Source organism: Pseudomonas sp. NMS19W, from assembly GCF_051554255.1.
Lineage (GTDB): Bacteria > Pseudomonadota > Gammaproteobacteria > Pseudomonadales > Pseudomonadaceae > Aquipseudomonas > Aquipseudomonas kribbensis.
On the sequence record NZ_CP136718.1, the window covers coordinates 4737830 to 4762176 of the forward strand.

19 protein-coding genes and 3 pseudogenes are annotated in these 24347 nt (G+C 59.2%); 21 read left to right on the forward strand and 1 reads right to left on the reverse strand.

Annotated features, from left to right (window positions below; all coding sequences use genetic code 11):
• Positions 1 to 167 precede the first annotated feature (167 nt).
• The 10 genes from R1A29_RS21660 (at position 168) to R1A29_RS21705 (ending at position 11822) form a co-directional block, all read left to right on the forward strand.
• Positions 168 to 1178, forward strand: coding sequence for an ornithine carbamoyltransferase (locus R1A29_RS21660; RefSeq protein WP_025126828.1), 1011 nt, complete (start codon positions 168 to 170; stop codon positions 1176 to 1178).
• Between the two features lie 72 nt (positions 1179 to 1250).
• Positions 1251 to 2180 carry a carbamate kinase gene (gene arcC, locus R1A29_RS21665; RefSeq protein WP_438299518.1) on the forward strand — a complete coding sequence of 310 codons (930 nt, stop codon included), beginning with the start codon at positions 1251 to 1253 and terminating at the stop codon, positions 2178 to 2180.
• A 64-nt stretch (positions 2181 to 2244) separates the two neighbouring features.
• The gene (locus tag R1A29_RS21670; RefSeq protein ID WP_085709636.1) at positions 2245 to 2607 is read left to right on the forward strand and encodes a DUF5064 family protein; all 363 of its coding nucleotides are present in this window, start codon (positions 2245 to 2247) and stop codon (positions 2605 to 2607) included.
• 279 nt (positions 2608 to 2886) lie between these two features.
• Entirely contained in the window at positions 2887 to 4395 is a 1509-nt protein-coding gene (locus tag R1A29_RS21675; protein WP_114885058.1) for a sigma-54-dependent transcriptional regulator, read from the forward strand.
• 304 nt (positions 4396 to 4699) lie between these two features.
• Entirely contained in the window at positions 4700 to 5083 is a 384-nt protein-coding gene (gene gcvH / locus R1A29_RS21680; RefSeq protein ID WP_119427862.1) for a glycine cleavage system protein GcvH, read from the forward strand.
• 10 nt (positions 5084 to 5093) lie between these two features.
• Positions 5094 to 7946, forward strand: coding sequence for an aminomethyl-transferring glycine dehydrogenase (gene gcvP, locus R1A29_RS21685; protein WP_438299519.1), 2853 nt, complete (start codon positions 5094 to 5096; stop codon positions 7944 to 7946).
• A 120-nt stretch (positions 7947 to 8066) separates the two neighbouring features.
• Entirely contained in the window at positions 8067 to 9443 is a 1377-nt protein-coding gene (locus R1A29_RS21690) for an L-serine ammonia-lyase (RefSeq protein ID WP_085730271.1), read from the forward strand.
• A 51-nt stretch (positions 9444 to 9494) separates the two neighbouring features.
• Positions 9495 to 10619: a glycine cleavage system aminomethyltransferase GcvT gene (gcvT, locus tag R1A29_RS21695; protein ID WP_438299520.1), complete on the forward strand. Its 1125-nt coding sequence runs from the start codon at positions 9495 to 9497 to the stop codon at positions 10617 to 10619.
• 404 nt (positions 10620 to 11023) lie between these two features.
• Positions 11024 to 11236, forward strand: a complete 213-nt coding sequence (locus R1A29_RS21700) for a cold-shock protein (protein WP_065258514.1) — start codon at positions 11024 to 11026, stop codon at positions 11234 to 11236.
• A gap of 97 nt (positions 11237 to 11333) precedes the next feature.
• A complete protein-coding gene (locus R1A29_RS21705; RefSeq protein WP_438299521.1) occupies positions 11334 to 11822 on the forward strand; it encodes an RDD family protein in 489 nt (162 codons plus the stop codon).
• A gap of 58 nt (positions 11823 to 11880) precedes the next feature.
• Here R1A29_RS21705 and nadA read toward each other — a convergent pair whose 3' ends face one another.
• Complete coding sequence (nadA, locus tag R1A29_RS21710; RefSeq protein ID WP_438299522.1) at positions 11881 to 12939, reverse strand: quinolinate synthase NadA; 1059 nt, start codon at positions 12937 to 12939, stop codon at positions 11881 to 11883.
• 418 nt (positions 12940 to 13357) lie between these two features.
• Here nadA and R1A29_RS21715 point away from each other — a divergent pair.
• The 11 genes and pseudogenes from R1A29_RS21715 to R1A29_RS21765 form a co-directional block, all read left to right on the forward strand.
• A pseudogene (locus R1A29_RS21715) lies at positions 13358 to 14227 on the forward strand (ParA family protein); the annotation flags it as partial.
• Positions 14228 to 15281: 1054 nt separating this feature from the next.
• Complete coding sequence (locus tag R1A29_RS21720; protein ID WP_438299523.1) at positions 15282 to 15980, forward strand: DUF2786 domain-containing protein; 699 nt, start codon at positions 15282 to 15284, stop codon at positions 15978 to 15980.
• Positions 15943 to 17322, forward strand: coding sequence for a replicative DNA helicase (gene dnaB, locus R1A29_RS21725; RefSeq protein ID WP_438299524.1), 1380 nt, complete (start codon positions 15943 to 15945; stop codon positions 17320 to 17322). Before R1A29_RS21720 ends, dnaB begins: the two co-directional genes overlap by 38 nt.
• A gap of 174 nt (positions 17323 to 17496) precedes the next feature.
• Positions 17497 to 18024 (forward strand): hypothetical protein, encoded by a 528-nt coding sequence (locus R1A29_RS21730; protein WP_438299525.1) that lies wholly within the window; start codon positions 17497 to 17499, stop codon positions 18022 to 18024.
• Entirely contained in the window at positions 18017 to 18250 is a 234-nt protein-coding gene (locus tag R1A29_RS21735) for a hypothetical protein (protein ID WP_438299526.1), read from the forward strand. Before R1A29_RS21730 ends, R1A29_RS21735 begins: the two co-directional genes overlap by 8 nt.
• On the forward strand, positions 18250 to 19254 hold the full coding sequence (gene yejK, locus R1A29_RS21740) for a nucleoid-associated protein YejK (protein ID WP_438299527.1): 1005 nt from the start codon (positions 18250 to 18252) through the stop codon (positions 19252 to 19254). The genes R1A29_RS21735 and yejK overlap by 1 nt, the downstream gene beginning before the upstream one ends.
• A gap of 10 nt (positions 19255 to 19264) precedes the next feature.
• Positions 19265 to 19609: an Arc family DNA-binding protein gene (locus tag R1A29_RS21745; RefSeq protein ID WP_438299528.1), complete on the forward strand. Its 345-nt coding sequence runs from the start codon at positions 19265 to 19267 to the stop codon at positions 19607 to 19609.
• A gap of 1 nt (position 19610) precedes the next feature.
• Positions 19611 to 21316 (forward strand): annotated as a pseudogene (locus R1A29_RS21750) (ParB family protein).
• A 32-nt stretch (positions 21317 to 21348) separates the two neighbouring features.
• Positions 21349 to 22044, forward strand: coding sequence for a DUF2857 domain-containing protein (locus R1A29_RS21755; RefSeq protein WP_438299529.1), 696 nt, complete (start codon positions 21349 to 21351; stop codon positions 22042 to 22044).
• A pseudogene (locus R1A29_RS21760) lies at positions 22041 to 23341 on the forward strand (STY4528 family pathogenicity island replication protein). The gene R1A29_RS21755 and the pseudogene R1A29_RS21760 overlap by 4 nt, the downstream one beginning before the upstream one ends.
• Complete coding sequence (locus R1A29_RS21765; protein WP_438299530.1) at positions 23334 to 24056, forward strand: prepilin peptidase; 723 nt, start codon at positions 23334 to 23336, stop codon at positions 24054 to 24056. Before R1A29_RS21760 ends, R1A29_RS21765 begins: the two are co-directional and overlap by 8 nt.
• Positions 24057 to 24347 lie beyond the last annotated feature (291 nt).

A 24347-nucleotide genomic window follows, 5' to 3' on the forward strand; every position in this document is an offset into this window, starting at 1 on the left:
ACTTAAAACGACCCGGCGCTGTGAAAGCGTAGCGAGCGAAGGAAAGACAAGGCAAAAACAGGCGAGGAAGCGGAGTTTACTGGCTGTAAATGAGCATTCCGAGCCTGTTTTTAACGCAGTATTTCCGAGCGCAGTAGCTTTCACAGTGTCGGGCAAGGAGATCCATCATGGCTTTCAACATCCACAACCGTAACCTGCTCAGCCTGGAACACCACACCCCACGTGAGCTGCGTTACCTGCTCGACCTGTCCCGCGACCTGAAACGCGCCAAGTACACCGGCACCGAGCAGCAACACCTGAAGGGCAACAACATCGCCCTGATCTTCGAAAAAACCTCGACCCGCACCCGCTGCGCGTTCGAAGTCGCCGCCTATGACCAGGGCGCCAACGTCACCTACATCGACCCGAATTCCTCGCAGATCGGCCACAAGGAAAGCATGAAAGACACGGCCCGCGTGCTGGGTCGCATGTACGACGCCATCGAGTACCGTGGCTTCAAGCAGGAAATCGTCGAAGAGCTGGCCAAGTTCGCCGGCGTACCGGTGTTCAACGGCCTGACCGATGAATATCACCCGACCCAGATGATCGCCGACGTACTGACCATGCGTGAGCACGCCGACAAGCCGATCCACGAGATCAGCTACGCCTACCTGGGCGACGCCCGCAACAACATGGGCAACTCGCTGCTGCTGGTCGGCGCCAAACTGGGCATGGACGTGCGCATCTGCGCGCCGAAAGCCCTGTGGCCCCACGATGATCTGGTACAGCGCTGCAAAAAATACGCAGAAGAAAGCGGTGCCCGCATCACCCTGACCGAAGACCCGAAAGCTGCGGTCAAAGGCGTGGACTTCATCCATACCGACGTCTGGGTATCGATGGGCGAGCCGGTTGAAGCCTGGGCCGAGCGCATCGAGCAATTGCTGCCGTACCAGGTCAACGCGCAACTGATGAAAGCCACCGGCAACCCGCGCACCAAGTTCATGCACTGCCTGCCGGCGTTCCACAACAGCGATACCAAGGTCGGCAAACAGATCGCCGAGCAGTATCCGCACCTGGCCAACGGCATTGAAGTGACCGACGACGTGTTCGAGTCGCCGGCCTGCATCGCCTTCGAGCAAGCGGAAAACCGTATGCACACCATCAAGGCGATTCTGGTGTCGACCCTGGCTGATCTGTAAGCGTTGCCCCTGACCTGCGGGCGCCGCCAAAGGCTGCCCCGCAGGCTCACCGAATTCTGAAAGGACTGCATTATGCGTATCGTCGTAGCTCTGGGCGGTAACGCCCTGCTCCGCCGTGGTGAGCCGATGACCGCTGACAACCAGCGCGCCAACATCCGCATCGCCACCGAGCAAATCGCCAAGATCCACCCCGGCAATCAACTGGTCATTGCCCACGGCAATGGCCCGCAAGTCGGCCTGCTGTCGTTGCAGGGCCTCTCCTACAAACCCGATGAAGCCTACCCTCTGGACGTGCTCGGTGCCGAAACCGAAGGCATGATCGGCTACATCATCGAACAGGAACTGGGCAACCTGCTGGATTTCGAAGTCCCGTTCGCCACCCTGCTCACCCAGGTCGAAGTCGATCCCAAGGATCCGGCTTTCAAAGACCCGACCAAATTCATCGGCCCGGTCTATGCCAAAGAAGAAGCCGAGCGCCTGGCCAAAGAGAAAGGCTGGGTGGTCAAGGCCGACGGTGACAAATTCCGTCGCGTGGTGGCCAGCCCGAAACCCAAGCGCATTTTCGAAATCCGCCCGATCAAGTGGCTGCTGGACAAGGGCAGCATCGTGATCTGCGCCGGCGGTGGCGGTATCCCGACCATGTACGACGAGAAGCGCAACCTCAAAGGCATTGAGGCGGTCATCGACAAGGACCTGTGCTCGTCGCTGCTGGCCGAACAGCTGGAAGCGGACTTGCTGGTGATCGCCACCGACGTCAACGCGGCGTACATCGACTTCAAAAAACCCACCGAGAAAGCCATTGCCCAGGCCCACCCGGACGAACTCGAACGCCTGGGCTTCGCCGCCGGGTCCATGGGGCCGAAGGTGCAGGCAGCTTGCGAATTTGCACGCCATACTGGCAAGGTCGCGGTAATCGGTTCGCTGGCGGACATCGAAGCCATCGTCCAGGGCACCGCCGGTACGCGGGTGAGCACCTCGAAACCCGGCATCACCTACCGATAAAAAAGAAATGCTGGGGCAGACTCCAGGTCTGCCCTTCTCCCATGCCTTGAAAGGAGAGAACACCATGGCCCAGTTCGAACCCGGTCATTTGCACATCGAGCGGCACGCGTTGACCAAAGATGACGTCAACTACAACATCCGCCTCGAATACGAGGTGTCGCAGGATCCGCAAAAAGGCAAAGGGATACAGTTCCGGCTGGTTGGAAGCATCCAGGGCAAAGAGGTCAACGAACCATTCTTTCTGCCCAAGGAAGAGGCCTACAACTTCGCGCGCAACGTGACGCAGATTGCCGAAAAGTACGGCATCCCCAAAAGCCACAGCCAGATCGGCTCGGTGCACAAGCATTACGACCTGATGTTTGAAGACATTCGTACGCAGCTGAATATGAAATCCGGGGATCCGGTCAATCCAGAGCATTTCGAGTGACCCCAAAAGCTTCCCCTCATCGGAACGCCGCCCGCCCAGCCCTCTCCCGGAGGGAGAGGGAGCTGACCGGGGGATGCTTCAGAGCTACGCCGACCTGATCCTGCCTTATCGAATCCATAATCGCCTCGATTCTTCAGGTCGATGTATCACGCAAGACACCTCGGTCGGCCCCCTCTCCCACCGGGAGAGGGCTGGGGTGAGGGTGCTTTTGATTTCACCTCCGCCATCGCCCCAAGGCATACTTGCCCCCCTCCGCACTCCAGAACCCAGAACCACCCCATGCGTATCCACGTCAGTTTCATCGACCGCGTCGGCATCACCCAGGAAGTCCTGGCGATTCTCGGTGGACGCAATCTCAATCTGGATGCGGTGGAAATGGTTCCGCCGAACGTCTACATCGACGCCCCGACCCTCAGCCCGCAAGTGCTCGAAGAGTTGAAGGATGCGCTGTTCCGGGTGCGCGGCGTGGAAGCAGTGGTGGTGGTCGACATCCTCCCCGGCCAGCGCCGGCACTTGCAGCTTGACGCGTTGCTCGCGGCGATGACCGACCCGGTGCTGGCGCTGGACAGCGCCGGCAAGGTGCTGTTGGCCAACCCGGCGCTGATCGCCTTGTACGGTCGCGAACCAGCGGGAGAAAGCGTCTCGGAACTGTTCAACGATCCGGGCCTGCTCGAAACCTTGCTTGAACAGGGCTTCCGCTTGCCGCTGCGGGAGATCACCGTCAACGGCCAGACCCTGTTGCTGGATGCCACGCCGATCACCGACGCCGGCGCCCTGCTGACCCTGTATCAACCCAACCGTATCGGCGAACAGCTCTCGGCGCTGCACCACGACCATGCCGAAGGTTTCGATGCACTGCTCGGCGAGTCGCCGCCGATCCGCACGCTCAAGGCCCGGGCGCAGCGCGTGGCGGCCCTCGATGCGCCGCTGCTGATCCAGGGTGAAACCGGTACCGGCAAGGAACTGGTGGCCCGCGCCTGTCACGCCATCAGCGCCCGACACAACGCACCGTTTCTGGCGCTGAACTGCGCGGCCCTGCCGGAGAACCTCGCCGAGAGCGAACTGTTCGGCTATGCCCCCGGTGCCTTCACCGGCGCACAACGGGGCGGAAAACCGGGGCTGATGGAGCTGGCCAACCAGGGCACGGTGTTTCTCGACGAGATCGGCGAGATGTCGCCGTACTTGCAGGCCAAACTGCTGCGGTTCCTCAACGATGGCAGCTTCCGTCGGGTGGGCGGCGATCGCGAAGTCAAAGTCGATGTGCGGATCCTCAGCGCCACTCACCGTGACCTGGAAAAAATGGTCAGCGAAGGCCTGTTCCGCGAAGACCTGTTCTACCGCCTCAACGTGCTCAACGTCGAAGTGCCGCCGTTGCGCGAACGCGGTCAGGACATTCTGTTGCTGGCGCGCTATTTCATGCAGCAGGCCTGCGCGCAGATCCAGCGCCCGGTCTGCCGCCTTGCCCCGGGTACTTACCCGGCGCTGCTCGGCAACCGCTGGCCGGGCAACGTGCGGCAATTGCAGAACGTGATTTTCCGCGCCGCCGCCATCTGCGAAAGCAGCCTGGTAGACATCGGCGACCTCGACATCGCCGGCACCTCCGTGGCACGCCAGACCGACACCGACGTCGACAGCCTGGAAGAAGCCGTGGAAGCCTTCGAGAAATCGCTGCTGGAAAAACTCTACGTCAGCTACCCCTCGACCCGCCAACTGGCCGGCCGCCTGCAGACTTCGCACACGGCGATTGCCCATCGGCTGCGCAAGTACGGGATTCCGGGAAAAGCCTGACCCCACCAAAAGCGACCTCCATCTGTACTGAAAGCGCTACAGCGGAACGATATCGCTACACCCTCCTCCGATCACCGCCGTGCAAGGCTTTGATCCGCTTCAGCTTTTTTCTTCGCCCCGAGCTGTAGCGATTTCGCTACACACCCCACCCTCAAAGCTCATCAGTAAAATATCAACTCATTGATTTATAACGATATTTTTACGTTGGCCGCGTTCTTGCTAAGTAACCGTTCATAAAATCAGGGCATTACCGCCCAAGTAATCCACCGCGTCCACCAGACGAGTCTGGCCCTTAGGAGATTCCATGAGCGAGTTGCGTTTTACTGAAGATCACGAATGGCTGCGCGCCGAAGCCGATGGTTCTGTCACCGTTGGCATCACCGCTTTCGCGCAGAACGCTTTGGGCGACGTGGTGTTCGTGCAACTGCCTGAACTGCAGGCTTACGAGAAGGGCGCCGAAGCCGCCACCGTGGAATCGGTCAAAGCCGCCAGCGGCGTGTACATGCCGCTGGACGGTGAAGTGCTGGCAGTCAACCCGGCGCTGGAAGATGCCCCTGAGCTGGTCAACGAAGATCCGCTGGGCGAAGGCTGGTTCTTCCGCTTCAAGCCAGCCGACGCTTCCGCCGTCGCCAAGCTGCTGGATCAGGACGCCTACGACCGTCTGATCAAAGCCCAAGCCGAAGCCTGAGGAACCTGACATGACCCAAGTAAATCTCGGCACCGCCAACGAATTCATCGCCCGTCACATCGGCCCGCGCGCCGGTGACGAGCAGGCCATGCTCAACAGCCTCGGCTTCGACTCGCTCGAAGCCCTGAGCGCCAGCGTCATCCCGGAAAGCATCAAGGGCACCAGCGTGCTCGGCCTCGACGACGGCCTGAGCGAAGCCGATGCCCTGGCAATGATCAAAGGCATCGCCGGCAAGAACCAGCTGTTCAAGACCTACATCGGCCAGGGCTACTACAACTGCCACACGCCGTCGCCGATCCTGCGCAACCTGCTGGAAAACCCGGCCTGGTACACCGCTTACACCCCGTATCAGCCAGAAATCTCCCAGGGCCGTCTCGAAGCGCTGCTGAACTTCCAGACCCTGATCAGCGACCTCACCGGCCTGCCGATCGCCAACGCTTCCCTGCTCGACGAAGCCACCGCCGCTGCCGAAGCCATGACCTTCTGCAAACGCCTGAGCAAGAACAAGGGCAGCCACCAGTTCTTCGCCTCGATCCACAGCCACCCGCAAACCCTCGACGTGCTGCGCACCCGTGCCGAGCCGCTGGGCATTGAAGTGGTGGTCGGCGACGAGCGTGAACTGACTGACGTGACGCCGTTCTTCGGCGCCCTGCTGCAATACCCGGCGAGCAACGGTGATGTGTTCGACTACCGCGAACTGACCGAACGCTTCCACGCTGCCAACGCCCTGGTAGCCGTGGCCGCTGACCTGCTGGCCCTGACCCTGCTGACTCCGCCGGGCGAATTCGGCGCCGACGTAGCCATCGGCAGCGCCCAGCGCTTCGGCGTACCGCTGGGCTTCGGCGGCCCGCACGCGGCTTACTTCTCCACCAAAGATGCATTCAAGCGCGACATGCCGGGCCGTCTGGTCGGTGTCTCGGTTGACCGCTTCGGCAAGCCGGCCCTGCGCCTGGCGATGCAGACCCGCGAGCAACACATCCGCCGCGAGAAGGCCACGTCGAACATCTGCACCGCGCAAGTGCTGCTGGCCAACATCGCCAGCATGTACGCCGTGTACCACGGCCCGAAAGGCCTGACCCAAATTGCCAACCGCGTGCATCACCTGACCGCGATCCTGGCCAAGGGCCTGAGCGCATTGGGCGTGACCGTCGAGCAAACCAGCTTCTTCGATACCCTGACCCTGTCCACCGGCGCGCAAACCGCCGCGCTGCATGACAAGGCCCGCGCCCAACAGATCAACCTGCGGGTGATCGACACCCAGCGTCTGGGCCTGTCGGTCGACGAAACCACCACCCAGGTCGATATCGAAACCCTGTGGAGCCTGTTCGCCGACGGCAAGACTCTGCCGGATTTCGCGGCTCTGGCCGCTGCCGCGCAAAGCACCATTCCAGCCACACTGGTGCGTCAGTCGCCGATCCTCAGCCACCCGGTGTTCAACCGTTATCACTCGGAAACCGAGCTGATGCGCTACCTGCGCAAACTGGCGGACAAGGACCTGGCACTGGATCGCACCATGATCCCGCTGGGCTCGTGCACCATGAAGCTCAACGCCGCCAGCGAAATGATCCCGGTGACCTGGGCCGAATTCGGCGCCCTGCACCCGTTCGCCCCGGCCGAGCAAAGCGCCGGCTACCAGCAACTGACCGATGAACTGGAAGCGATGCTCTGCGCCGCCACCGGTTATGACGCGATCTCGTTGCAACCGAACGCCGGTTCCCAGGGTGAATACGCAGGCCTGCTGGCGATCCGTGCCTACCACCAGAGCCGTGGCGAAGACCGTCGCGACATCTGCCTGATCCCGTCGTCCGCCCACGGCACCAACCCGGCCACCGCCAACATGGCCGGCATGCGCGTGGTCGTGACCGCGTGCGACGCCCGTGGCAACGTCGACATCGAAGACCTGCGCGCCAAGGCCATCGAGCACCGCGAACACCTCGCCGCGCTGATGATCACCTACCCGTCGACCCACGGCGTGTTCGAAGAAGGCATCCGCGAAATCTGCGGCATCATTCATGACAACGGCGGCCAGGTGTACATCGACGGCGCCAACATGAACGCGATGGTCGGCCTCTGCGCACCGGGCAAGTTCGGTGGCGACGTCTCGCACCTGAACCTGCACAAGACTTTCTGCATCCCCCACGGCGGTGGCGGCCCGGGCGTCGGCCCGATCGGCGTGAAATCGCACCTGACTCCGTTCCTGCCGGGCCACGGCCACATGGAGCGCAAGGAAGGCGCGGTCTGCGCAGCACCGTTCGGCAGCGCAAGCATTCTGCCGATCACCTGGATGTACATTCGCATGATGGGTGGCGCGGGTCTGAAGCGCGCTTCGCAACTGGCGATCCTCAATGCCAACTACATTTCCCGTCGCCTGGAAGAGCACTACCCGGTGCTGTACACCGGCAGCAATGGTCTGGTGGCGCACGAGTGCATTCTGGATCTGCGTCCGCTGAAAGACAGCAGCGGCATCAGCGTCGATGACGTGGCCAAGCGTCTGATCGACTTCGGTTTCCACGCCCCGACCATGTCGTTCCCGGTGGCCGGCACGCTGATGATCGAACCGACCGAAAGTGAATCCAAAGAAGAACTGGACCGCTTCTGCGACGCCATGATCCGCATCCGCGAAGAAATCCGCGCAGTGGAAAACGGCACCCTGGACAAGGACGACAACCCGCTGAAGAACGCTCCGCACACCGCGGCAGAGCTGGTTGGCGAGTGGACTCACCCGTACAGCCGCGAACAGGCGGTGTACCCGGTGGCGTCGTTGATCGAAGGCAAGTACTGGCCGCCGGTCGGTCGCGTCGACAACGTGTTCGGCGACCGCAACCTGGTCTGCGCCTGCCCGTCGATCGAAAGCTACGCTTAAAAAGAAGCAGCTATAAGCTTCAAGCCTCAAGCTGCAAGCCTCAAGCAACAAGTCAAAAGCCAACCGCTCTTGCTTGCAGCTTGAAGCTTGCCGCTTACAACTGCTCCGCAGGAGCCTCCCATGTCGTTAAGCGTGTTCGACCTGTTCAAGATTGGCATCGGCCCCTCCAGCTCCCACACCGTCGGCCCGATGCGCGCAGCTGCGCGCTTCGTCGAAGGCCTGCGCCGGGAAAACCTGTTGTCGGCCACCACCAGCGTCAGGGTCGAGTTGTATGGATCCCTCGGCGCCACCGGCAAGGGTCACGGCAGCGACAAGGCTGTGCTGCTGGGCCTGGAAGGTGAACACCCGGACACCGTGGATACCGAAACCGTCGCCGCACGTCTCACGCAGATTCGTGGCAGCGGGCGTTTGAACCTGCTCGGTGAACACAGCATCGCGTTCAACGAGAAAGAACATCTGGCAATGATCCGCAAGCCGTTGGCCTATCACCCCAATGGCATGATCTTCCGTGCCTTCGATGCGGCGGGATTGCAGATCCGCAGCCGCGAGTACTACTCGGTCGGCGGCGGTTTTGTGGTCGACGAAGATGCGGCCGGTGCCGACCGCATCGTCGAAGACGCCACACCGCTGACCTTCCCGTTCAAAAGTGCCAAGGACTTGCTTGGTCACTGCGCCACCTATGGTCTGTCGATCAGTCAGGTGATGCTGACCAACGAAAGTGCCTGGCGCCCGGAAGCGGAAACCCGCGCCGGCCTGCTGAAAATCTGGCAAGTGATGCAGGACTGCGTGGCCGCCGGCTGTCGCAACGAAGGCATTCTGCCGGGTGGCCTGAAGGTCAAACGGCGGGCGGCGGCGTTGCACCGGCAACTGTGCAAGAACCCGGAATCGTCGCTGCGCGATCCGTTGTCGGTGCTGGACTGGGTCAACCTCTACGCCCTCGCCGTCAACGAAGAAAACGCCAATGGCGGGCGTGTAGTGACAGCACCGACCAACGGTGCGGCGGGGATCATCCCTGCGGTGCTGCATTACTACATGCGCTTCATTCCCGGCGCGAACGATGACGGCGTGGTGCGCTTCCTGCTGACCGCGGCGGCCATCGGCATTCTGTACAAGGAAAACGCCTCGATCTCCGGCGCCGAAGTCGGCTGTCAGGGCGAGGTCGGCGTGGCCTGTTCGATGGCGGCCGGTGCGTTGTGCGAAGTCCTCGGCGGCAGCGTGCAGCAAGTGGAAAACGCCGCCGAAATCGGCATGGAACACAACCTCGGCCTGACCTGCGACCCGATTGGCGGGCTGGTGCAGGTGCCGTGTATCGAACGCAACGCCATGGGCTCGGTCAAGGCGATCAACGCCGTGCGCATGGCCATGCGCGGCGACGGGCAGCACTTCGTCTCCCTCGACAAGGTCATCCGCACCATGCGCCAGACCGGCGCCGACATGAAAAGCAAATACAAGGAGACCGCCCGTGGCGGTCTGGCGGTCAACATTATCGAGTGTTAATTAGCCCCCTCTTCCGCCGGGAGAGGGTTGGTGTGAATCAAGGAGTCACGCATGTCCACCGAACAACTGTCGAAAACCCCGCTGCACGCTCTGCACATCGAACTCGGCGCCCGCATGGTGCCGTTCGCCGGCTACGACATGCCGGTGCAATACCCGCTGGGCGTGATGAAGGAACACCAGCACACCCGTGAGCAGGCCGGGCTGTTCGATGTCTCGCACATGGGTCAGATCCGCCTGACCGGCGCCGATGCCGCCAAAGCCCTGGAAACCCTGGTACCGGTGGACATCATCGACCTGCCGGTGGGCATGCAGCGCTACGCGATGTTCACCAACGAAACCGGTGGCATCCTCGACGACCTGATGGTCGCCAATCTGGGCAACGACGAACTGTTCCTGGTGGTCAACGCCGCGTGCAAGGATCAGGACCTGGCGCATCTGCAAAAACACATTGGCGATCAGTGCACCATTACCGAGCTGTTCGAAGCCCGCGCCCTGCTCGCCCTGCAAGGTCCGGCGGCCGTAACCGTACTGGCACGTCTGGCGCCGGAAGTGGCGAAGATGACCTTCATGCAGTTCGCCCGCGTGACGCTGCTGGGTGTGGATTGCTTCGTCAGCCGTTCGGGCTACACCGGTGAAGACGGTTTCGAAATCTCCGTACCGGCAGCCGATGCGGAAAAACTCGCCCGCGCCCTGCTGGCCGAACCGGAAGTCGCCGCCATCGGCCTCGGTGCCCGGGATTCGCTGCGCCTGGAAGCCGGCCTGTGCCTGTACGGCCACGACATGAACACCGACACCACGCCAATCGAAGCCAGCCTGTTGTGGGCAATCTCCAAGCCACGCCGTGCCGATGGCGCACGGGCCGGCGGTTTCCCGGGTGCGGAACAGGTTTTTGGCCAGCAGCAGAACGGTGTCGTACGCAAACGCGTCGGCCTGCTGCCGCAGGAGCGCACGCCGGTCCGTGAAGGTGCAGAGATCGTCAACGAAGCCGGCGAAGTCATCGGTAGCGTGTGCAGCGGCGGTTTCGGCCCGACCCTGGGCGGGCCATTGGCGATGGGTTACCTCGACAGCGCTTATGTCGCACTGGACACACCAGTCTGGGCCATCGTTCGTGGGAAAAAGGTGCAAATGCTTGTAAGCAAAATGCCATTCGTTCCACAACGCTACTATCGTGGTTGATTGACTGTTTCTATAAGTAACGCGATTGCGTTATGCGTGCACTAATGTGTAACGCAATCGCCATAAAACAGTGCACTTCCCTTACATTCGATTCGAATATGAACTTGGCTTATAACGTTCGAAAACAATTGAACAAGCTAATCGTATAAGCCCGACTAGTGGACTGACTAACAGCCGGCAAGCACAGGAAAACCGGGGCCTTCACGGGGCTTGTTTTTCCTCCTGTAGTTGGCGTAGAGTTTGTCCACTGTGTTTGCATGGGTCAGCTTGGAATCGTGACCTGGGCAGTAGCCTACAAGTTAGCTACATCCCGTTCGACGTCTTCTTACTCTCCTGCAACCAGCCCCAGTACTCTTTCATGAGGAAGAGACTGTCATCAATTTTTGCGTCAAAGGAAATAAGAAATGTCCACACGTCAGAGCGGTACCGTCAAGTGGTTTAACGACGAGAAAGGTTTTGGTTTTATCACTCCAGAAAGCGGTCCGGATCTGTTCGTGCATTTCCGCGCCATTCAGGGCAGCGGCTTCAAGAGCTTGAAGGAAGGCCAGAAAGTGACCTTCGTTGCAGTGCAGGGCCAGAAAGGCATGCAAGCTGATGAAGTCATCGCAGAAGCCTGATCTTCTGTAACGAAAAAGCCTCTGATATTGATATCAGGGGCTTTTTTGTGCGCGCGAATCCGTAAAATGGCGCTTCACTTTCCGTCCAGAGGCTGCCATGTCGAAACACCTGCTCCTTCCCCAGGGCGACTTTCCTGCCGTCGGTCTCGGCCGTCGTCTGGCAGCGATGTTCTATGACTTCCTGCTGTGCACCGCTCTGCTGATCGTAACGGGCTTCATCTATAAGCTGATCCAGGCTGCAATCATCGGCGAAGAACGTCTGCGCGCAATGACCGACGCCGGCAAACTGGACGGCGACCCGCTGTATTCCACCGTGCTGCTGCTGGTGCTGTTCGGCTTCTTCGCCAAATTCTGGACTCACGCCGGCCAGACCCTGGGCATGCAGGTCTGGGGCATCCGCGTACAGAATGCCGATGGCACCGCGATCAGCCTGTGGCAGGCACTGCTGCGGTTCATGGTGTCGATTGCGTCCTGGCTGTGTCTGGGCGTGGGATTCTTCTGGTCCCTGTTCGATAAACAGAAGCGCGCCTGGCACGACATCTATTCGGATACGCAACTGGTGCGAATTCCGAAAAAAGCCAAATAATCCTGCAGATGCAAAAACGCCCCGACCAGATCGGGGCGTTTTCGTATGCGGCTCAAGGTCAGGCGTTGCCTGCCAGTTTCATCCGCGCAGCCTGAGTGAAGTCAAGCATGCGCTTGAGCGGGCGGATCGCCTGGGGAATCAGCGCCGGGTCGACGGAGATCTCGTTCGATCCCTCCTTCAGGCACTTCAGCGTGCGCTCAAGGGTGTTCATGGCCATCCACGGGCAATGCGCACAACTGCGGCACGCCGCGCCGTTACCGGCCGTTGGCGCCTCGATGAAGACCTTGTCCGGGCACAGCTGCTGCATCTTGTAGAAGATGCCACGGTCAGTGGCCACGATCAGGGTCTTGTTCGGCAGCGATTGCGCGGCAGCGATCAACTGGCTGGTGGAACCGACGGCGTCTGCCAGCTCGATCACCGACGTCGGCGACTCCGGGTGTACCAGAATGGCGGCGTCCGGGTACAGCGCCTTCATGTCTTCCAGTTGCTTGGACTTGAACTCTTCGTGAACGATGCAGGCACCGTCCCACAACAGCATGTCGGCGCCCGTCTGGCGCTGGATGTAGGTGCCCAGGTGCTTGTCCGGGCCCCAGATGATGGTCTCGCCGTTATCCATCAGGCTTTCGACGATCTCCAGTGCACAACTCGATGTCACCACCCAGTCGGCCCGGGCTTTGACCGCGGCCGAGGTATTGGCGTACACCACCACGGTGCGCTCGGGATGCTGATCGCAGAACGCCGAGAACTCATCCACCGGGCAACCCAGGTCCAGCGAGCAGGTCGCGTCGAGGGTCGGCATCAACACGCGCTTTTCCGGGTTGAGAATCTTCGCGGTTTCACCCATGAACTTCACACCGGCGACCACCACGGTCTTGGCCGGGTGAGCGTTGCCGAAGCGGGCCATTTCCAGCGAGTCGGAAACGCAACCACCGGTTTCTTCGGCGAGGGCCTGAATGATCGGATCGCAATAAAAGTGAGCAACAAGCACCGCGTCCTGAGCCTTGAGCTCGGCGGCGATGGCGGAACGGTAATAAGCCTCTTCCTCAGCCGTCAGCGGCTTGGGCTGCTTGGCGTCGAGGTGGGCTTGTACCAGAAGGCGTTCGGAAATCTGCGTCATGTTCGCAAGACCTGCAGGCGCATTCGCGCGAAAGTCGAGTATACACCCGGCTCCGGACCGCTTGAGGGTACCGCCGGGAGAGTGAGTTTTATCAGGCACGGACAGCGTTGAAGCTGCGCAAGGCTACAGAATATCCCCGTGATGCAAAAGATGATTCTGACCTGTGTCAGCGCAACTGGCGCCAAATGGAGGGATGCCAAATCGCAGGCAAAAAAAAACCCGGAAATCCTCACTTTCGTGGGCCTTCCGGATTTTCTAAACCGCCAAATATGGTGGGTCGTGTGGGATTCGAACCTACGACCAATTGGTTAAAAGACAATTGGGACCTAGGCCGAAATTTCATCTAGGAGGGGTTTTAAGCACCATTCCAGCGCCTAGGCACGCAGCCTCTAATGAAATCCACATTAGAGGCATGGCAATGACACACCCGAAAAAAGCAAAACGAGTAGGTAAAGTTTCCACCAAAGGTGGTACTGGGAAGTCCACTGGGTCCACTAATCTGGGGGCATTCACAGCAGACGCAGGCCTGCGCACCCTCCTCATCGATCTGGATCCTGTCCAGCCCTCCGCATCCTCCTACTTCCCCCTTGAATACACTGCACCCGGGGGCATTTTTGAGCTGCTTTCCTTCAATGAGACTGATCGGTCAAAAATCATCTCTCGGACATCAATCAAGAACCTCGACGTCATCATTTCGAACGACGCCAACAACCAACTGAACAACCTCATACTGCAAGCCCCTGACGGGCGACTGCGGTTAGCGAACCTGATGTCGGCATTCGAAGCTGATTACGACCTGATCCTCTTCGACACCCAGGGCGCCCGCTCAGCCATGCTTGAGATGGTTGTACTCGCCAGCGATGTCATACTCTCCCCTCTCCCTCCGGAAATGTTGGCAGCGCGCGAATTCAGCCGTGGAACCATCCACATGATGGATGGACTTCGCAGTTATGCACGCCTCGGTCTCACCATTCCCCACATCAACATCATCATCAACGGCCTGGATGAAACAGCCGACGCGCGCGAGATTCATAGAACCGTTCGTGAAATTTTCGATGGAAATACAGACTACACCGTCCTCCAATCAATCATTCCCGACGCTGTAGTCTTCAAAAATGCGGCCAGCCAAGGAGTTCCGGCACACCGATTGGAATACCGCCAACCGTCAAATCGGAAGTCTCCGTCGGCACTGACCGTCATCCGCAACCTGGCTATAGAAGCGTTCCCGGAGTGGAAGGACCGCTTCGAGGCAATGACGGAAGAACGTGTCGCCGAGATCGCTAGGGGGCCCGCCGCGATGAGTAAGCACACGATTATCGAGGCTGCCGGGATCACCGCTGATGAGGTTCTCAGGATTGGGAAACTCTACAGTTCCAATGAATTACGGGGTATCCAGAAAAAGCTGACGTCCACGTCTGGGGACCTGCACAAGCTGGCCAACGGTTGGAAGATGGGTGCCGGCTTGCTCGGTTCGCTCAGTGACCTTCTGAGCAGTGAACAGCGCGAGCTACTGCGTAGTGCCGCACAACTCATTGATTCGATCGGTCACAACGTGACCCATGCGAAGGAAAAGCGCGTTCGTTCCGAGAAAGAAACGAAACGCCGGCAAGATGCGCGTGAAGCCCTGTCGAAGCAGTTGGTTGCCCGAACATTCCCATTACCCACCGAAACCTCTGAAGAACTGCTGGAGACGATCAAAGCTGCACTCATTCTGAATCGTGCGCGGCAGTTCTACACCTCCTACAACCCTTCTGAATTCAACGTTTACATCAGAAACGAGCTGAAGACACCTGCCCGGCTCTATGGGCATTCAGTGGAGCAGCACCGAGCAGGGAATGTCAGATCACTCCGCTACTCCATGATCAGCGACCTTACCAGCCACCTTGCTTATGACGATGGTTCATCAGTTGATGAACGCCTGCGTCTCCTGCAGGAGAAGGTGGCAGAAGCTGTTGCCCTGGCAGTCCTGACAGCAAACGAGCGCGAAACACTGCGCCTTTGGCAAGAGGCCCTGGTACCTGCAGCGGATAAGCAGGAGGGCCAGGCGGCCGAAATGTTTATTGGTGCCGATCCCCTCAAACAGCAGTCTGGAGGCGCTCGATGACTTCGGCCTCCATCTCCCAGTTCGCAGGCTCGTTTTGCCTGTATCTCATGAACTGCTCTGTGGCACTGGCCACTGCCTATGGCTTGGGCTCGATCCTCAAAGCCCCCCATGGCGAGCTGGCGTTGCAAGGAGCGGTCTACCCAGCCTGTGCGCTCCGTGTCTTCGGCGGGCTGAATACCCTGACCTTAATCGCATCCGCGATGCGCAGCCGGCCTCGTCACGCCGGGGAGGGATCTTGATGGACAAGCAGAAGATCCTCGACAAGGTCACCAAGCTGATGTCCTTGGCCAATAGCCCAGGGGCAAACACGAACGAGGCCGCAACCGCACTCCGCCAGGCCCGCTCGCTCATGGCCAAGTACAACATCGAGTCCGACGAACTTCGAGCCAGTCAGGTTCTAGAAGCAAGCGTCCCTACTGGCACTCGCCGCTCCCCGGCGGATTGGCTGCACTCCCTGGCCGCGACGTGCGCAGCCGCTTTCGACTGCAGCCACCTCTCCTACTACCACCCATTGCAAGGGTACTGCTTCAAGTTCCTGGGCAAGGGTATCGGACCGGATCTGGCTGCCTATGCCTACAGCAGCCTCGTCCTGCAACTGCAGAAAGCACGTCGCGAGCATGTCTCGCAGCAGAAACGCTGCCAGTTGAAGACCAAACGACGTCGCGGCCAACTCTTTGCCGAGGGTTGGATTGGGGCAGTGGCCTACAAAGTTCGAGAATTCGCAGGTGACCTAGCCCCAGATATCCAGGCTGATATCACTGCCTACTTGACCTTACATCACCCTGAGTTGAAGCGCTTCGACATCACGCCAAGCGAAGCCAAGGGCCACGATCGTAGCTCGCTGTACGCAGGAATTAAGGAGGGTCAGCATGCTCAGCTCCACCGGGGAGTAAGCCGCAGTGAACAGCCAGGAATTGCCCACGGAGGTGTCAGGTGACCGATCTGATCCTTTCCCCCCTCATTCCGTCGAGGCAGAACAAGGCGTCCTGGGCGGGCTGATGCTGGACAACGAAGCCTGGGATCTGGTCGGTGATCTACTGCAGGCGGACGACTTTTTTCTATCCCAACACAGGCTGATCTTCACTGCCATCCAAGAGCTGTCAGAGAAAAACAGCCCATTCGATATAGTGACGATTTTTGAGGCGATGGCCATCCCTGAGGAGGTTGGAGGCCTCTCCTACCTGGCAGAGCTGGCCAAGAACACTCCATCTGTAGCGAATATTAGGTCGTATGCTGAGATCGTGCGCAACCGCGCCCATCTCCGTCGCATCATGTCTCTGTGTTTTCAGGGGACTCGGGACGCTGCTGAACTCACCGCTGACGCGGCTGAGGTCCAGGACACGCTAGAGCAGAAGCTGTTTAAGCTGGGTGAAGGTCGTGTAGTTAGCGAATTCGCCGACATGAACGAGGCACTGCTCTCTGTCGTCGACAAAATCGACGCCAATTTCAATGGCCATGTAACCGTTACCGGTGTGCCGACCGGGATCACCGATCTTGACGAGATGACCCGTGGTTTGCAGCCAGCCGATCTCATTATCGTAGGCGCGCGCCCATCCATGGGCAAAACCTCGTTCTGCTTGAGCATTGTCGATGCCGCGCTGACAAATTCGCCTGACGAGATTGTGCTGGTTTTCAGCATGGAGATGCCTACCGAGGCGCTGATCTATCGAATGCTGGCCATTCTGGGCCACATCGATCTGAGCCGGCTGCTATCCGGTCAGTTGCAGGATGAAGATTGGCCCAAGCTATCCGCCGCCGTCCATCGCATGAACGCCTATGGCAACCGACTGGTCATCGATGACAGCGCGAACCTGACCCCTGCCGCTATGCGGGCCAAGGTTAGACGTGCCAGCCGGCGCTTCGGGAAGCCTTGCTTGATCATGGCGGATTACCTGCAGCTCATGCGGAGCCCCGGCCAGGAAAACAGGGTCAACGAAATCAGCGAAATCTCCCGGTCACTCAAGGGGATCGCGAAGGAGTTCAACTGCCCCTTCATGGCCCTCTCGCAGCTCAATCGGGACCTCGAGCGCCGACCCAATAAGCGCCCTGTGAATGCTGATCTACGGGATAGCGGGGCTATCGAGCAAGACGCGGACCTCATCGTTTTTGTCTATCGAGACGAGGTGTACAACGAGGACACCGAACTCAAAGGCGTTGCCGAACTGATCATTGGTAAACACCGCAACGGCCCCGTCGGCTATGTCCGCGCAGCCTTCATCGCCAACCAAACTCGCTTCGCAAACCTCACTGCTGATCATTGGCAAGGAGCCGCCGCATGACGGTCATAGAACCCCATCTGATTACCCACGGCTGCCTAAACTGTGGCCGGCACTTCGCGCTGCACCAAATACGGCAGGTGCATCCTGCCGAGCACACCCCTGAAGGTGAGGCAGAGGTTCTGGTATGCCCGGTGTGCGGCAGCTATGACCCCGTCCCTCTCTCGGAGCTGCCAAATGCAAGCTGAGCAGAGCTATCCAAAGATCCCCGCGATCGCGAACACCGACCAATCGGCCTTAGCCTTTGCGCACCATTCTGGCGTAAACGCGGTTTGGCTGGATGCACTCGGCCAGGTCATCTCACGGCTCACCCAGTTTGGTGAAACCACCGTGCCAGTTGAGCTGAATGAGGCTGTGCAAGAGCTTGCCCGACTGCAGTACATCGAGCTGGAATGCAATGATGCTGGAACGCTGGCAGCGACCCTTCTTGGCCAACCAGCCCTGCTGACAAACTATTTCTGGTCCGTATGGGTACCTAGACATCTCCTGAGCTGCGGTCTGAAGGTGGCAGTAACCCCCAATCTGACCAGCTCCGATGATGAGGCTCATCATTGCACCGTGGTCTTCCGCATTCCTGGATCGCGCGAAACTGCGCGTGAGTTTCTCACCGACCTGGCCACCCAATACCCCGGCTGCACTCCGGAAATCGTAGCCATCCAAGCCGGGGATGCGCTTTGCCAGAAGGAGGCCGGATCCAATGCGTAACCTCCTTCGCGGCGCGCACGACAGTGTTCGCCGGCTTGCCGAATTCGCCCTCTCCGAAGGCTGGACTCTCACCCGCTCCAACAGCGGGCATCTGAAATTCAGCAAGTCCGGCTTTACACCGATCTTCACGTCCTGCACGCCCAGCGACCGCCGTACCGAGCGTAATACTCGGGCGCTGCTCCGCCGTGCCGAGGCCCAAAATAACACCTCCCGGGGAATTCAATAATGCCAATCCGACATGCAATCGTTCACCAGCTCGATAAGCGGCCCGACGGCAACCCGTCCGTCCTTCACGCTCGTGACACAGAGCTCCCGGCTACGGATGCCATCGAGAACCTCCAGGCCGACCTGAACGACAGCTACAACGCCAAGCAAGGCAAAGCATGGGGCTTCTTCCATGGGGAGTCGGGTGCGTACCCGTTCAGCGGTTGGCTGAAACAGTACCTGGAGGAACAGCAAGACTTCACCAGCTTCAGCCGTGTGTCTGTCGAACATCTGCAGAAACTAATTGAAGAGGTCAACCTATCCACCGGTGGCCACGTGCTCTTCAGTCATTACCAACAAGGCTTGACTGAATACCTGATGATCGCCGTCCTCCAGCAGGTCGAAACCGTCGGCCTCGACGGTGATCTTAATGTTGTCGCCTCTCGCTACCTGGACACCAGCAACTTCTCCTGCGCGGCCCGGATCAACCTGAGCGAGTGGCGCAACAACCCAAACTCGAAGCAGTACATTTCCTTCGTTACAGGCAAAAACGGCAGGAAGAGTTCGGACTACTTCCGCGACTTCATCGGGTGCCAAGAAGGTGTCGACGGGCCAGGTGAAACCCGCACGCTTCTCAAGGCATTCACCGAATACGTCGAGAAAGAAGATCTCCCAGAAGAAAGCGCCAGGGAGAAAACCCACGCGCTGCTCGACTATGCCACCACCCAAACGAAGCTGGGGCAGCCCCTCTCTCTTCAAGAGCTGTCCCAGACTCTCGATGAAGACCGCCCTCAGGCGTTTTACGACCACATCCGCAATAGCGACTACGGCCTATCCCCGGAGATCCCGGCCGATAAGCGCACGCTCAACCAGTTCCGCCGTTTCACCGGCCGCGCCGAAGGTTTGTCGATCAGCTTTGAGGCGCACCTGCTCGGTTCCAACGTCACCTACGACGCCGACACCGGCTCGCTGACGATCAAGAACCTGCCCACTCAGCTCACCGACCAACTCAAGCGCCGCCAGTAAGGAGAACACCATGAACGCAACCAATTCCCGCACCGCTGACAAATTTGTGGTTCGCCTGCCTGATGGCATGCGTGAACGTGTCGCTCAAGTCGCCCGCGACAACCATCGCTCTATGAACAGCGAGATCATTGAGCGCCTTGAGCAATCGCTGCTCAATGACCAACACAATACTGCTCAGGTCCAGGCCGGTTCAGCAGACGACAATCTCAAGTCAGAGCTGGCTCGCGCTTACAGGATCATCGATCGCCTGCTGCAAAACGCCGTTCCTACACAGGACGACATCCAGGAGGTGTTGCACCTGGTCCGCAATCAAACTCCACTGGATCTGTCCCACGTTGCTGCGGTAGGAGCTTGATATGGCCGCTACAGACCTCAAAGCCAAGCTCCTGGCTCCAGGCTTCAGCCCTACAGGCTCCACCGCCGCCATGAGCGACCCTATCGCTGATACCCCACTCCTGCTGAGCATCGACGAGGTCCTCCCTTGGGAGGACAACCCTCGTACCACCCGTAACCCTCGGTACGATGAAATCAAAGAGTCGATACGCAACCGCGGCCTCGACACCCCCCGCCTGTAACTCGCCGGCCAGGGGAAGGGAAGTACCGTATTCGCAACGGTGGCAATACTCGCATCTCGATCTTGAAGGAGCTGTTCCAAGAGACCAACGACCCGCGGTACCAGCGCCTCCACGTGCTGTTCCGCCCTTGGGACCAAGCCCGCGGCGAGATCATCATGCTCACCGGCCACTTGGCTGAGGATCTCAAGGGTGAACTCAAGTTCATCGAGCGCGCCGTGGGTGTGGGGAACGCAAAAACGCTGTATGAATCCGAGAGTGGGGAGGTGATTGGGATTCGAGAACTCTCTCGCCGTCTAACGAAGGACGGATATCCAATCTCTCCTTCTCATATCAGCAGGATGCTGGACACGGTTCAGCACCTGCTCCCTGCCGTACCTGCTCTTCTCTACAACGGTCTCGGCAAGCCACAGATCGAGAAAATACTGTCGTTAAGGAAGTCAGCACTGGCCTGCTGGGAAAAGCACTACAGCAATGAAGGCGTCGACTTCGAGATGTTGTTCCAGGACGTCCTTGCCCAGTTCGAAGGCGAGGCAGAAGAGTTCCTGTTCCAGCGTTTCCAGGACGAGCTCATCGGCACAATGAAAAAATCGCTGCTGTTGGGCTATGAGGACATCCTGCTGGAAATCACTCAACAGCAGGACAAGCTTCGTCGCTCGACACCGGTGGTTGAATTGCCGATCACGAGTTCGACCGCTACTCCACCCGCGCCTGCGCCAGGTACTGGGGCAGGCTCTACCCTTCCTCCATCGCAACAACCATCTGAAGGTACTGTTCGCTCGCAGCGGTCTCCGCATACACCACCCCAGCCAGCAGCCCCAGCGCCGGCAGCCTTGCTCACACTAGAGGAGCAGCAGGAGCGAGTTGCAGGGCACATTGCGTCCCCAGCGAACCTCAGCCAGCGGGTGATCGAGACCAAAGCGAAGGTTGCCGCTCTCAGTGGGGAAACCCTACCCGATTTCAACGCGAACTGTCTGGTCGCCATTCCCGTACAGGCCGGGGGACTGCACCCCATCACAGACCTTTGGTACATCGAGCGGCAGATTGACCAAGCTGCAGAATTGCGCAACCAGGTAGCCCAGCTGGCAGTTGAGATTCTCGAGTCCGTCGACGGCCCAGGCGATATCCAGGCAATCGACGGCGGGATCGGTTTCAAATACAAACAGCCCGACACCGATGTCGAAATCACTGCAACAGCTCAACATACCCTGACGCTGCTTCAGTCATTGAGCGGGGCCATGGCTATCGCTCTGAATATGCTGAACGAGCAACCAGATCCTGCCAGCGCATTAGCTGAGTTTGAATTTGCAGCCGGCTTAGGCCAACTGCTGCTGGGCCAGCCCTTGAGTACTGAAAAGTCTCCAGGAGACGACGGCCGTTTGAGCGACGGCGCGCTGGTCAAACTGTTCCGCATCATTCGACTGGCTCGCCGGTTGATCGACTTGGAAATCGAAGAGTTCAAACGGTCCTCGGAAGCCCAGGGCAACTGAACACTCGATGAGATGAATGGGAGGGAGTCTCAATGTCCAAGTCAACACTTAACGAAGCAGTTCTGTCGCAGCTACTTGACCTGATGCGCAATGGCCAACTCCAGCGCTGTGTGGAGATGGGGGTTGAACCCGAGGTGCTGGGCCAGATCCAGCATCCAACAGTTCTCAGCTTGCTCCGCAACACACCGGTCAGTTGGGTCAATGTGTCTATCAACAGCTCGATGATCCTCAAGCTTCTGACCGGGGCTGCTCGCTCTGAAGAGGAAACCCGCCTTATTGAGCGGGCAATCCGCTTGGGTGCCACTACCAGCTTGCTCAACAAGTTTTTCGGGCTCACACCTCAGGAGATCGCCCTTCAGCGTACCGTCATTGGGGTTCGAGCCCCGCGCGGACGGTGGCCCGAGCTTTCCGAGGATCAAGATCATCATATTTGGCACCGCTGGACCAAGTTGATGGATGAAAACCGAGTGGAGCTCGAGGACAGCCTGGCCATGCTCGACGTTGCCATGCTGGTTGCAGAAGAACTGAGCACTGATGGCTTAACGCTTGCGCAGATCTGGTCTCGTATCACTCAGTGGATCGAACAAGGCCTGTATCCCAGCAACAAGGAAAAGTCCCGAGTATCTGAACGTCGACAACTCACTCTGCTGGACGAGGGTGGCATACGGCGTGTCGAAGAGTGCTGCCCCGCCTCCGCCCACTTTGGAGAAGGCGAACATAGAAAATGAAGCTCGCACGGTTCCCGATTTCCACGCTCCTAGATTCGGCCTCGGGGCAACTCGAGGCCCATGTACAGAAGAAGAGAGCTGAGGACACCGCCCCTACTGCTGCACCTGCTACCCCCTACTCCGGGATCATATTCAGCGGTAATCCGCATGAAACGGTCCCGCGTAAACTCCTGCTCGACAATCGCCTCACCCCCTTGGAACGCAATTGCTGGCAAGTATTCCGATTACTTGTCAACGAAGATGGCATCACTGCCTTCCCCACCTATGACCAGCTACGGCCATACCTGGGCATGAACCCAGGGAAACATGCCTCTCGAGAAACAGTGGCAAAGGCGCTAACCGTGCTCCGTCTAACTCGTTGGTTGAGCTTGGGTAGGACCGTCCGCAATGAGATCAACGGACAGGTTCAGGGGAACGTCTATCTGCTCCACGACGAGCCAGTAACACCGGCAGAGGGTCTGGAGTTCGACAAGGACTACATGACCTTGCTGATGCAATCCATGGAGCATCAGAACAAAGCGATCAAGGACATCGCAGCGATCACCTGGCGCGAATTCACCAGCGATCCCGACGTGGGCCGACGCCTTCCCTCGCGCATAGACACGATTAGCGATCGGCTGAATGCCCAGACCTGGGCTGTAGAGACCAAGCACAACGCGCTGCCCGCACCTGAGTTCGGAATCCGAACTCAGCAAGATTTAGCCCCAGAAGGACTGAGTTCGGAATCCGAACTCAGTACGAACTCAGCGAAACAGGGGGATCTCCCCTCAGTTCGGAATCCGAACTCAGCCTAAAACCACTGAGTACACCCTCAGTTCGGAATCCGAACTCTGACAGTACGTATACAAATACAGACAAGTCTGTATCTAAAAGCTTTGTACAACCGCGCGAGAGTGCAGGTGTGAATTGGTTGCTTGCTCTGGATCTTCTCAAGCCAGAGGACCGTGTGAAAGCACGAGAGATCATGGGGCCTGTACCGGAGCATGTCCGAGAGGCGGTGATCAACCAGTGGAAACATCGATGTACAACTGGGGGCGTGGCCAAGCCACTTGCTTACCTGACGACCCTTGCTGGCAAGGCCATCCGGGGCGACTTCAACGCCGAGTGGAACCCTTCAGCGCCCGCCGCAACTCCGACGCCAACGCCTCCACCGGCACGGACGGTGGCACGCGCTGCCCAGTCCCCCGCCCAGAAGCCGGCACCGACAGCGACCGCGATGCAGACAGCGAACTCCGCCCTGACTTCGCTCCAAGCCCTGCTTGACCCACGTCGCCGCGAGGAGTCCATCGATGAATGATTGGATGGGGCTTGAGATCACCCTAGGGCTTGGCTCCATCGGTTTGGGCATGCTGGCCGGTCGCCTGAGTACTTGGGTTGCCTGCTGGCTGCCTGCATTCCTTGAGCACCAATGGCAGCGGGATGCTCGGGAACTACTCGGGCTGGATCTCGATAAGCCTTGCGAGCTTCAAACGACCGGATCTCCGGTGCGTGGAACCTGGGCCGCGCAAATCGGCTGCGCTGTCTTGTCGTCCGTGGTGACGGTGCATTATGGACCAACCATGCAGGCATTCTTTGCCCTGGTGTTCACTTGGTGTCTTCTGGCTTTAAGCTTGATCGACAGTGAGCACCATATGCTGCCGGATGCGCTGGTAATACCCATCCTCTGGATCGGTCTCGCGCTCAATTCCTTTGGAGTTTTCACAACACTGCACGAGGCACTTTGGGGCTGTGCCATGGGCTATCTGAGCCTTTGGTCAGTTTTCCACCTGGTCAAATTCATTACCGGCATAGAAAGCCTGGGCGCTGGCGACTTCAAGATGCTGGCCCTAATTGGAGCATGGACTGGCTGGCAGGCACTTCCCTGGACAGTAGGTTGTACCTTAGTACTTGCAGCCCTGGCATGCGGATACCTCAAGCTGCAAAAAGCTCTGTCCAGCACCTCGAAAATTCCTTTGGGGCCGTTCCTGGCGATGGCTGGCTGGACAGGCCTCTTGCTGCCACATCAATGGTAGGGCGTACTGCCACGGGCAACACCATCCACCGATGCCGCCTATCTGAGCGGTGCTCTCGCGGGATAACAGCCCGTCACTCATCGGCCCGGACAACCTCTCCACTGTTGCCACTGGCAACACCTCCAAGCAGTCCCAACGCTCAAAGCAAACAGGTGATCACCAGTGAGCGCCATTCAAAGTGTTGCCAGTGGCAACACTTTGCACCGTCGTCCACCAGATAGCCTTCATCGGCGCCGACGCTTTACCCACTGTTGCCACTGGCAACACTTCACGGTGGTGCAGGCCACATCA